11 protein-coding genes are annotated in these 11,697 nt (G+C 43.0%); 1 reads left to right on the top strand and 10 read right to left on the bottom strand.

The window, feature by feature from the left end; translation table 11 throughout:
- Positions 1–14: 14 nt before the first annotated feature.
- The 6 genes from NSQ91_RS14805 to NSQ91_RS14780 form a co-directional block, all read right to left on the bottom strand.
- A complete protein-coding gene (locus NSQ91_RS14805; protein WP_076278996.1) occupies positions 15–1,118 on the bottom strand; it encodes a Gfo/Idh/MocA family protein in 1,104 nt (367 codons plus the stop codon).
- Positions 1,119–1,138: 20 nt separating this feature from the next.
- Positions 1,139–1,861 carry a ThuA domain-containing protein gene (locus NSQ91_RS14800; protein WP_076129298.1) on the bottom strand — a complete coding sequence of 241 codons (723 nt, stop codon included), beginning with the start codon at positions 1,859–1,861 and terminating at the stop codon, positions 1,139–1,141.
- Positions 1,862–1,886: 25 nt separating this feature from the next.
- Positions 1,887–3,047: a Gfo/Idh/MocA family protein gene (locus NSQ91_RS14795; RefSeq protein WP_076185992.1), complete on the bottom strand. Its 1,161-nt coding sequence runs from the start codon at positions 3,045–3,047 to the stop codon at positions 1,887–1,889.
- A gap of 10 nt (positions 3,048–3,057) precedes the next feature.
- Positions 3,058–4,101: a LacI family DNA-binding transcriptional regulator gene (locus NSQ91_RS14790; RefSeq protein WP_076194330.1), complete on the bottom strand. Its 1,044-nt coding sequence runs from the start codon at positions 4,099–4,101 to the stop codon at positions 3,058–3,060.
- 189 nt (positions 4,102–4,290) lie between these two features.
- Positions 4,291–5,040 carry a sulfite exporter TauE/SafE family protein gene (locus tag NSQ91_RS14785; protein ID WP_076185994.1) on the bottom strand — a complete coding sequence of 250 codons (750 nt, stop codon included), beginning with the start codon at positions 5,038–5,040 and terminating at the stop codon, positions 4,291–4,293.
- 358 nt (positions 5,041–5,398) lie between these two features.
- On the bottom strand, positions 5,399–6,274 hold the full coding sequence (locus tag NSQ91_RS14780) for a LysR family transcriptional regulator (RefSeq protein WP_076185996.1): 876 nt from the start codon (positions 6,272–6,274) through the stop codon (positions 5,399–5,401).
- Positions 6,275–6,401: 127 nt separating this feature from the next.
- Here NSQ91_RS14780 and NSQ91_RS14775 point away from each other — a divergent pair, with 127 nt between their 5' ends.
- Positions 6,402–7,295, top strand: a complete 894-nt coding sequence (locus NSQ91_RS14775; protein ID WP_076129293.1) for a DMT family transporter — start codon at positions 6,402–6,404, stop codon at positions 7,293–7,295.
- Between the two features lie 71 nt (positions 7,296–7,366).
- On the opposite strand, the gene NSQ91_RS14770 is transcribed toward NSQ91_RS14775, so the two are convergent.
- The 4 genes from NSQ91_RS14770 to NSQ91_RS14755 all read right to left on the bottom strand — a co-directional run bounded on the left by NSQ91_RS14770 (position 7,367) and on the right by NSQ91_RS14755 (position 11,676).
- Positions 7,367–8,866: an MDR family MFS transporter gene (locus NSQ91_RS14770; RefSeq protein WP_076280733.1), complete on the bottom strand. Its 1,500-nt coding sequence runs from the start codon at positions 8,864–8,866 to the stop codon at positions 7,367–7,369.
- A 247-nt stretch (positions 8,867–9,113) separates the two neighbouring features.
- A complete protein-coding gene (locus NSQ91_RS14765; RefSeq protein WP_076305051.1) occupies positions 9,114–9,854 on the bottom strand; it encodes a copper amine oxidase N-terminal domain-containing protein in 741 nt (246 codons plus the stop codon).
- Positions 9,855–9,985: 131 nt separating this feature from the next.
- Entirely contained in the window at positions 9,986–10,750 is a 765-nt protein-coding gene (locus tag NSQ91_RS14760; RefSeq protein ID WP_217696535.1) for a M15 family metallopeptidase, read from the bottom strand.
- Between the two features lie 14 nt (positions 10,751–10,764).
- Positions 10,765–11,676, bottom strand: coding sequence for a hypothetical protein (locus tag NSQ91_RS14755; protein WP_076305050.1), 912 nt, complete (start codon positions 11,674–11,676; stop codon positions 10,765–10,767).
- Positions 11,677–11,697 lie beyond the last annotated feature (21 nt).

The following is an 11,697-nucleotide window of genomic DNA, read 5'->3' as shown; positions in this document are numbered from 1 at the left end:
TCAGGAAGAATTCTCTAATCCAAAGTGTAAGGAGCAAGACCGATTGGAAGTGCCGCCGGACGAGTGCAGGTGCTTTCCATTTCGTAGAATGAATGAGCATCAGAAGAATCATGGAAAGCCCACATTGCTTCTAATACGTGATAAGCCAGTTCTCCACTGGCACGATGCCCTCTACCCGTACGAATGGCGTAAGCCATATCTGCTGGTCCAATCCCGCGGGTATTCTGATCATACCCTGACAACAACGGCTGTTCCGTCCACTCATTCTCACCCATAAGCCGGAGTTTCACGGGACCCCCAAAGTTATTCGGGTCTGGAACTTGAATCGTTCCTAGCGTTCCGTAGATTTCTATATGCGGCAGGTTGCTCCCGCCAAAGATATCAAAGCTTGTAATCAACGTTGCAATGGCACCATTTTCAAATCGTAAGGTTCCGGCTACGTGAGTTGGAATTTGAACAGGAATTTTATTCCCAAATTTCTTCTCGCTTGTAATCGTACGTTCTTCCAGCGCTTTCCCAGTCATTCCGCTAACCGTATGAATAGGACCCAGCAGCTGCACCAAAGCCGTCAAATAGTAAGGACCCATATCGAACATTGGACCTCCACCAGCGGCATAATAAAATTCCGGATCTGGATGCCAATGCTCATGTCCACGGCCCAGCATAAACGAAGTAGCTGCAACAGGTTCGCCAATTACTCCTTCATCTATCAGCTTCAAAACCGTTTGAATTCCCGCTCCGAAGAATGTCTCCGGTGCACTGCCCACAAGTACTCCCTTTTCCCGCGCAGCTGACAGAACTTTGCGGCCTTCTTCTCTCGTCACAGCTAGAGGTTTCTCAACGTATACATGTTTACCCGCTTCAATAGCTTTCAGGCATACTTCCGCATGAACAGCTGGGATCGTTAAGTTGATTACGATTTCTATCTCTGGATCATTCAGTAATTGTTCTGTGGTATAGACGTTTGGAATATTGTATTTATCCGCTTGTTCTTGTGCTCTCACCAAATCTAAATCCGCACATGCAACTAGATCAAGGATCTCGAACTTTTGACAGTTCTCCATATAGATGCTACTGATTTTACCGCATCCAATAATACCAACTTTGACTTTATCCATTCGCTGATCGCTCCCAGAATTTATTGACTGTCTGCCATTCCACTATAGCTATTATTAACCCCCGAAACATTGGATAATGCTTGCGCTTTACCTTCAGCTGCCCATATTAACCCTCTGCGCATCATTTCACGCACTTGCGGCTGATCTACAATGTCCGCATGATGCCCCAGTGAATTATAATAAACTCTGCCCAAGCCCCAACGTTTTGTCCAAGCTACTGGCATATCAACAGCCTTATTATACGAATGAGGTCCTTCAACTACTGGAAAACGAGTCGTAGCAAGCACTTCAACAGCTGGATCTACATGCAGATAATATTGCTCTGAGCAAACGCTGAAATCTTCTAATCCTTCTACCAGAGGACTTGAGCTTTGACAAATCTCTACGGTATAGTTAACGCCGTCATTCCCAGGATGAGCTACCCATTGTCCACCCGTCATAAACTGCCAATCTACATTATTACGAAAAGAATCACACATCCCGCCATGGCAACCGGCAAGACCTGTTCCATGCTGTACAGCTGCGGAGACATGATTCACAAAATCCTGCTCGATTGTACCCATCGTCCATACCGGAACGATCAAATCTAGTCCAAGAAGCTTATCTGCATCAGCAAAAGCCTCCAGTGTATTCGATACTTCAACTTCAAACTGTTCCTCTTGCAGCATTTTAGCGAATATATCCGCTACCTGCTCAGGCTCATGACCCTCCCAACCGCCCCATACAATCAATGCTTTTCTCATCTTCAGCACTCCTTCTAAGGTTAGATTACATCTCAGATAAATCGACCCACCGGCGTTCATCAATAGAGCGTTCTACTGCCTCTAACACCGCTTGGCATTTCACTCCATCATTGAAATTTGGTTCTGGCTGACGACCTTCTTCAATTGCGTTAGAAAGCTCCAGCATTTCGTGAATAAACGTATGTTCAAAACCAATCGTATGACCAGGCGGCCACCAAGCCTCTGCATACTCATGAGCAGGATCGGTCGCCAGCACACGGCGAAAACCTTGCACATCCTCGGCATCCGAGGTCAAATAAACTTCCAATTCATTCATACGTTCAAAGTCGAATTTCACACTGCCAAGACTTCCATTGATCTCAAAAGAATTGGTAGAGCGATGACCCGCTGCGAATCTTGTAGCTTCAAAGCTGCCCAGAGCACCATTATCAAAACGGGCTAAAAACAAGGTGGCATCGTCAACGGTAACCTTACCCTTGGGTGCATCCTTATCTCCTTTAGCGCTTAAACCAGTCATTTCAGCGGCGAGCGGACGCTCTTTTATGAAGGTCTCGCTCATGCCGATTACTTCCTTCATATCACCTACTAAGAAATGAGCCAAATCTATGAGATGCGCCCCCAGATCTCCATGCGAACCCGAACCGGCGATATCCTTCTGCAGTCTCCATACTAAAGGGAAATCCGGATCTATTATCCAATCTTGTAGAAACCAAGCCCGAAAATGATAAATCTTTCCCAGCCGCCCACTCTCTATGAGCTTCTTAGCCAGTCGAACTGCCGGAGAAAAGCGATAATTAAAACCAACCATATGTGTAACTCCCGCGTCTTCAGCAGCTTGCAGCATTTCACGGGAATCCGCCAAGGTCAGCGCAAGTGGTTTTTCACAAAAAATATGTTTACCTGCTTTGGCTGCTGCCAAAGCTATCTCCTTATGCGCGTTGCTGGGAGCATTAATATCTATAAGATCAATATCCTCTCGAGCGATCAGATCCTTCCAGTCCGTAACACAATCCGCCCAGCCTAACTGCGATGCAGCTTCTCCAAGCGCTTCACTATTACGTCCACAGATTACAGACATTTCCGGTTTAAGCGCTTTCGGGAAAAACATAGGCAAACTGCGATAAGCATTACTGTGGGCTTTACCCATAAATTTATAACCGATCATTCCAATGCGAAGCTGTTTCATCTTATTCCTCCTAAGTGTTGATAGATTTAGATGAAGCTCGTATAACTAGTTCTGTCGGTAATTTGATCTGTACGGCTGGTGCGGGTACTTCTGCCAGATTGTTTCCCAGCAATTCAATGATTTGGGCTGCGGCAAGTTCACCTAGTTCGTAAAAGGGAACCCGCACACTGCTTAATGCAGGTGTGGTAAGCTCCGCAGCTTCCGAATCATCATAACCCACAATAGCTGGCAGGCGATCCCTTGGTATTCCTAACTCCTGTAGTCCTTGCTGCAAACCTATGGCCATCCGATCATTGGCGGCCATAATCGCATCAATCTCATTCAGCAAAGGCAACATTTCTTTGGCAGCTATAATTCCGCTTTTCCGGCTGAAGTTACCTTCGAACAAAAGTGAAGAGTCTACAGAAAGATTCACCTCTGCCAAAGCGCGGGTATACCCCGTTAAACGATCTCGGCTGTTGGAATAAGATTCTGGCCCATTTAGAAAAGCAATCCTCTTAAACCCTTGTTCCAGTAAGTGTTTAGCCGCTTGCCAGCTTCCTTCGACATGATCGGCATCCACCTCGTGAAAAGCTTCCCCAGCAAAATGCTGATTAATCAGACAAAAAGGATGGTCTTCTTCCTTCAAACGGCGGAGTGAGGCTAGCTCACCTGGCTCTTCTTTAGCGCCAAGCACAATGCAAGCATCGATCTTCCGCATCTTAAACAACTCGTTATAATCCATTGGCGCTTCGGCATTCCGAAACAGCATTAACAGATCATAACCCTCTTCTCGCGCCTTGCTCCCTATTCCACTTAATATTTCCGAAAAATAATAAGTGGAGAACAAGCGGGCTTTCGGCAAATAAGGCATCACTACACCCAGGTTCCCGCTCCGTCTACGAGCAAAGCTCTGAGCAAGTGAACTAGGGGTATAGCCTAGCTTCAGTGCAGCTGCCAACACACGTTCCTTCGTTTCTTCCTTAATCGGACCAACATTGTTTAACACGCGAGATACTGTGGCTTCTGAGACACCTGCAAGCTCGGCAACCTCTTTACGGCTGGCGATATAAATTCCTCCTTCTCATAGGTTATGAACAGTGACATTTAGCCTCGTTCAATTCGCTATTCGAAAACGCATTCATTTAATGTACGCGCGTACATTTTCTCATGAACAAGGCTCTTCGTCAACCCTAAGATTGGATAAATTTAAAAGACGTTCATATACAGTAAGGGGGAAGAACGTCTTTCTTTTTCTTTTCAACTATCCGCGAGGCACTAGCATTAGGACACCAAGTAAAATGATAATCAGAAATAAGTAACTCTCAAATTTTTTAGCAGGAATACGTTTATTCACATATACCCCAAGGACCGTAGCTAAGAGAATTGCTGGAATAGAATATCCATAAAGAACAAGAGCATCCACCGTCCACAATCCCCCGATAGCATGACCCGTTACAACGAGTACACCAGAAATAAGAAAATGAGCTTGCAACGTACCCCGAAAACGATCCGGATTCCATTGTCGTAAAGTACCATAGATCACGACAGGGACACCATTAAAGTTATAAGCACCGCCAAGTACACCCGAAGCGAATCCGAAAGGATACACCCAGCCTTTTGCCTTAAGCAATGGATGATCGATCGTCTTAAATATTCTCTTCTTAATCACCGAATAAACTCCATAAACAATCAAAAATATACCAAGGCCAGTCATAATTACACTTGCCGGTGCTAAATAAAGCATGACTAGTCCTACAGGAATTCCTATCACTGTTGAGAGTGCTAATCGAATCAAAATAGGTCGTTCTATATGCCGCCACCCACTCACAACTGTAAGTGAGGCAACCGTGAGGCCTGCCAATCCAATCAAAGAAACTGAGGTATGTATAGGAATCGGGAGCAGTGCAAGCAGTGGCATGCTCACAATCGCTTCACCAAAACCAAACACGGTTCTCATTAAGGCACCTATAAATACTGCTACTACGACTAGTGTAATTATTGTAACGCTCAATCGCTTAATCCTCCTCCTAATCTTATCCATCCGTAATTGTGCATAAAGTCCTCACATTTCCAGAACATCTGAATACATTCCTTATTTCCACTCTTCTAATTATAACATATTAATTATTCTAAAACAGATATTAATAGAGGATTAACATGCAATTTAACGTCTCTTAAACCCTATGTAACGCCGTATAACTATAAGATAATGGATATATACATATGTTTAACTAAAATCCTTTAAAATCGATTATAGCAGCCTGTGTGTAGTTCCTATTTTCTGAAAAACTAGCTGAAGTACTAATCAAAAAAACTGATCCCTCTTAACTTTGATGAGGTATCAGTTTCTTATTTTCGGATGTATTTATTTAGGTGTTATCTTTCAGCCACACTTGCACATGCTTTAGAAATTTTTTGGTGACGGGAGAAGCGTATTTCATAGAGTGGACAGCAATTCCTAACGATCTGAAACTACGTTCCTCCAATTCTAGCATGGCCACATTATAATTTTGCCGGGTCAAGACAAGCTCTGGCAAAATACTAATGCCAAGGCCTTTCTCCACCATCGACATAATGGCATAGTCATCACCTGCTGAGAATTTAACATTAGGTTTAATACCCGCCTTATCCAGCACACGTCTAACATCATAATCCGAGCCTGCTTTCGGGATAATGAAATCCTCTTTAGCAATTTGCGATAAGGAAAGAAAGGGTTCTGCACTAAGTGGATTCTCTTTAGATACAATCCCTAACATCCGGTCTTTTTTTAAAGGAATTACGTCAAACTTCTCACGTGTAGGCAGTGAAATAAAACCGCAGTCGATCACTCCAGCCTCTATCCATTGCTCAACCTCCAAATAACCGCCTTCCATAAGCTTGATTTCTATATATGGGTATTCACTGCGAAATTGCTTAATCATCCCTGGCAGCCAATGCACTGACACACTGGTGAACGTACCGATGGTGATCGTGCCAATCTCTAGCCCGTGGATGTCCGCTACCTCCTGCTTCAATTTCTCGTTCCACTTCAAGATTTCACGGATAGGCTGCAGAACTTGTTCCCCGTTTACCGTCAATTTCACACCGGATCTATTTCTAATTAATAACGCGAACCCAAACTCCATTTCCAAGCTGCTAATGGTGTGACTAATTCCGGATTGCGTAAAACCCAGCATTTCTGCTGCTTTTGTTAAGCTGCCTAGCTCTACAACTTTCAGAAAAATCTCATATTTATTAATGCTCAACCTCTGTTCCCACCCTTATAATTACATAAGTTTTACTCATGTATCCTATGATAAACATTCAGTTACCTTATGTATAGAGCCGTATTATACTATATTGAGTTGAAAATGAAGAAGGATGGATGAAGAGATGAAACCGCTCAAAGCTGAGCTGCTGCTGTTAGTTGTAACATTATTTTGGGGCTCCTCCTACATATTTATGAAAATGGGGTTAGGTACGTTAGGCGAATTCAATCTGATTGCACTCCGCTTCGGACTTGCTTTTATATTAGCCGCTATGATATTCCACAAACGATTAAGACGAGTAGACATGAGAACATTAAAATATGGTGCTCTCCTCGGATTCCTCCTGCTAGGCGTATTCACATGTATAACCTTCGGACTTCAAACAACCACCACCTCAAATGCAGGATTTTTAGTTGCATTGACGGTTATTTTTGTACCGATCTTGGATCGAGTTATTTTCAAAAAAAGAGTTGCACCTCCGCAAGTGTTCGGCTCCATCCTCGCCATAGCCGGGATTGGACTTCTTACCTTAAATGCAACCTTAACTATTCAACCGGGTGACTTTCTGTGTATTCTTTCGGCAGTGTTCTATGCGGTACAGATCTTATTTACAGGCAAGGCGGTAAAAGAATGTGATTCCCTGAATATTGGAATCTTGCAGTTAGGATTTGCCGGAGGGTTGGCCTTAGTGTTGTCCGCAATCTTCGAGACACCTTCGCTCCCCTCTACTTTGCCAGGTTGGGCAGCAATTCTAGCGCTTGGTATCCTATGCAGTGCCTGTGGCTTCATCCTGCAACCTATTGCTCAAAAATATACTTCACCAACCCGCACCGGACTAATCTTCTCCCTTGAGCCGGTCTTCGCTGCGATGTTTGGTTATTGGTTCGCTGCTGAGAAGTTATCGATGCAAGGCTATGCTGGCGCAGCGCTTGTTCTGTTGGGAATCGTGGCTTCTGAGCTGCTTGGTAAAGCAAGTCTCCCCGCATCGTGGGCTCAGAAGAAACCAGAGCATTTATAACAATAAAGGCGTCGTTCAACTATACAAGCTGAACGACGCCTTTTCTATATTATCTAAGTTTATGGATTCCATTAATGCCCCATCATCATCGCCGCATCTGCCTTCTGTCCCTCTCCAGAGGTAGGATCGCCAGCAGAAAGCTTAGGCTTGCGCAAAATAATACTCATCAATACACCTACCACTCCTATGCAGCCAGACAGGAAGAACACATCATCAAAACCACTAACTGCGGCTGTCAAAGGATTACTTCCCGCTTTCAGTGCTCCCATATGAACAGCGATCTGACTAGTCAGGTAACCTGTCATTCCAGCTATAGCAAATGAAACAACGACTTGTTGAGCAGCAGCAGTAAGTGAAGTTACACTTCCCACCCATTCACGTGGAGCAGCATTCAAGACATGAGTATTCAAAGGCATCATCGTTAGACCCATCCCAAAGCCTAAGAAACCCAGGTATGTCATAATTAACGATAAATTTGTTGTAACACTAATTCCGGATAACAGGAACAAGGTGACCGTAATGATACTAAGTCCAACAAACGCCAGCGGACGAGCCCCGATCTTATCAAACAACCTGCCGCCAATCGGCATTCCGATTGCTGAAGCTAAAGCCTGCGGAAGTAGAATCAAACCGGTCTCCAGCGGGGTATAGCTTCGAATCTGCTGCAGGTAAAGGGGCACAAATAACATGGACCCAAACAAAGCAGCTTGCATAACCCAAGTTAAAATAATACCCCGAGTGAAATCCGACGAACGGAAAACTCGCAGTTGTAAAAGCGGATTTTTGTGAAGCAGCTCCACAATGACAAGAAGGATCAATGCAACCCCTCCAACAGATAAACCAACAATAGCGGGAGTAGACGACCAGCTTGTTCCACCGCCTTCATTCACCCCATAAGCCAACATAGAGAAGGCAATTGGGGCAAGGATAATGCCTAGGATATCGAGTTTGCCTTTGCTCTTTTGTTCAGACTTCGGCAAATATTTAACACCAAGAATAATACCAACAATTCCAATAGGTACATTAATCAGAAAGATCCAGTGCCAGCTTACGTACTCCACCAGCCAACCGGATAAGACTGGACCGAGTGCCGGTGCTAAGAGCATTGGAATACCAAGCATCCCCATAATAGAACCTCGACGTTCTACTGGAGCTAATTTAAAAACCATCGCCATCCCAATGGGAGCAACCATCCCCCCGCCAAGACCTTGAATGACACGAAAAATAATGAGCTGAGATGAGCTTTGTGCAACCGAACATAACATAGAGCCAAGAATAAACATCGTAAGAGTTGCCAGAAAAACTTGTTTTGATCCAAAACGATCGGTCATCCAGCCCGCGAGTGGGATTACAGCCGCTAAAGCTAAAGTATAACCCGTAATCGCCCACTGAATCGTTTTGAGATCGGAAGCAAAATAATCAACCAGCTTGGGAACGGCCACATTCACAACAGTACCATCCAGAATAACCATAATCATACCGACAATAATAGCAAGAAGCGGGGGGATGATTGCTTTTAACGAAAAGGGTTGATCTTCTGCAGTACTCATTCCGGTCAATGTTTTTGTCATCCAGTACTCCACTCATTTCTCTAATTTAATTAAATGCTTTATTGATTATTTCAAATTTTAATTTACATTCGATGAATCTGGAAGTCAACAAATAAAACCATTTTTTACATTAAAAACACATCGGGTTTACGATACCCTTCAGAAATTATCTGGGAAAGTATATTAGAACAGCAAAAAGACTATGCATAATCCCCTAAAATCTTCTCGCTTGGGAAATGTGCATAGTCATCATGGAATCATTTTCCGATTAGAGCGTCTCTCTTAATTCTATAATTTTGCCCGATGTGTTCAAAATAATTTCAAGTGGAATCTCTGTCTCTGCAAAATCCAATACACAGCGGATAGAAAATTGATCCTCGTTATAGCTACTTTTTGTAGATTTAATCCCATGATAATTCCCGGCTTTTATCGTAATTTGCTTCCAGTCTTCCAGTAATCCATTTGAGCTTGGCTTATTTACGACCACATCATAATGATATCGCTCCGATAATTCATTATATTTACCGCCGACCAGTAACCCCGCTATAACACTCGCTGTCACTTCAGGGGTATACACTTCAACTTGATTGGACTCCCCATCATATGAGGTTAATAAACCAATTGTCTTAAAAAAGGAGATTGGAACATAGATATGATCCTGTCTGAATTCGAAATCATCTTTAAAAACCAACTCTTGTGCATTATTGATGCTAACTAAATGTTCGTTAAGCTTCCATTTAATTATTTCATTTATCTTTGTTAGTGTTATAGTTTCTGAACTTTTTTGATATGTTGTTGTATATTTCAATGCATTGGAAGCCTCTCTGAGCGGAATCATGACCGTGGAACCCTTGTTGTAGGCTGAATGGGGATCAGTTTCCAGTAGTTTACCATTCAAAATCACGCTAACCTGGCCGGAGTCTGCCCATACTGTTGGAGCGGCAAATCCACCAAATCCATTAGTTAAAAACAGAACACCTAACACAACAACCGTTGTCATTTTGATCATCCGCTCGAAACCTCCCTTTAGTTATTACAAGTATTATGTGCGTTTCCAGCATGTGCTAATCCTAAGGATAATCAAGACAAGAAAAAAAAGAAGCCGTTCAACATTATGTTGAGCCACTTCTTTAGAAATAACTATTCCACCTTGAAGTCAAAATACTGCTTAGGAAAAGGTTCTTTTATCAGCGTAAAATGCCACCATTCCTTACTATAAGGTTTAAAGCCTTGCTTCACCATAACCTCTTTGAGAATTGCGCGATTTGCTTTCTGAGTTTTGGTGATCAACGATGTATCATAAAAAGAGATCTCTCCGAAAAAATCAAACGGGCTGCCCATATCTACATCTACACCGGTCTCTTTATTGACGATCGTTAAATCGATGGTACTGCCACGGGAATGTCCTGATTTTTTCGCTATAAATCCGAGTTTAAATAAATTACGTTTATCCAGTAGCGGGTAATATTGCTGCTTCATCTTAGTATCCGCGGAATTCTGTGACCATCTTACAAAATGATTCACCGCGGTCTGCGGACGATAAGCATCATAGATTTTTAGGATATATCCTTTTTTGGCTAAATCCTCACTTACTGCCTTCAAGGCTGTAGCTGCAGTCCGTGAAAAGATCGCTAAAGGCGCTTTATAACCATCAATCCGCTTCCCTACAAAATTATTGTCCCCGTAATAACGAATCTCAAATTGAGCAGTAGGAATTACTTCATCCAAATAGACAAATCCTTGCGGCAGGCGGTTTTTCTTCTCCAGCTGCATTTGCTGCAGTACATTGTCTGTAGATGATCCAACGTAAGCTGCATCTGCGCTGCCCATAAAAATCGTGTTTGTCCATAACAACAGCACAAATGCGAAAACTATGATTTTTGTTCCTCTAAATCCGCTTCTCAATAGATCCCGCCTCTTCATTTCGAATTAACCGTTTGATTCAGAAATTTCTCCACTTCAGGTGTGAGTTTATTATTCGTGGAATCAAGTAACTGCAATAGTTTTTCTAAAATCATTAGGATTCTGGTGTCGCCTTTGTTTCCTTTTAATGCATTCTCATACGCCTTCTTTACTTCAGGTTTGATTACTTGCTCATCATAGTCATAAGCTGGTGTGTTGCTTGATCCATATAATAAGCGTGAAGTTGCATTGAGCAGCTCTTTTTGAAGAACAGTTGACCGATTGGAAGCTGGGTATTTCGTCACAAAATCCTCCAGTGCAAGCGCCCTGTTCGTTAACTCTGTCCAACTAATCACAATAGCTGCATCAAAAACACTTGGTTGATTCGATTCAGTGGCCATGATATCTATATAAGCAGCGATGTCCTTCGTGACATACGGCTTAAAGCTTTTGAAACCCTCATAATGCATCACTGGATAGTACATGCCCTCACTAGTCTCCAGCTTAAACCCCTTATCCCGTCCTTCAATTAACATATTGCGTACATTAGCATCTTTGATCGCATTAAGGAGTGTGCTGTAGGTTAGATTTTTGCTTTTGGAAAAAGCATTATTTATCTCTTTCTGAACATTCTCCGGAAAAACCTTCTCAGAGTACACAGGTAAATATGCCTTCTGTGCATTTTCGAGCTGGAGTGTCATCTGAGTTGCTGTCCAGGTATCCACTTCTTTGATATGGTTAATCAAATAATTCCGTGCGTTAGCAAGAGATGCCGGTTTCTGTACATATTGTTGGAATTGGTTATAGACTTTTGCAGATTCTTTCACAGCTGCGGCAGCTACAGTATCAGTTGTATGTATACTCCCAAACCCTCCCATAGAGCCTAGGGCAAAGGCAATACTTAACAAGCCTGTTTTTTTCCATCCCATTAAAAGACCTCCCTTAAGTAT

The organism is Paenibacillus sp. FSL R7-0048 (assembly GCF_038004505.1).
GTDB lineage: Bacteria > Bacillota > Bacilli > Paenibacillales > Paenibacillaceae > Paenibacillus_AQ > Paenibacillus_AQ odorifer.
The sequence above is the reverse complement of the archived record's forward strand: the minus strand, read 5'-3'. Positions and strand labels throughout refer to the sequence as shown.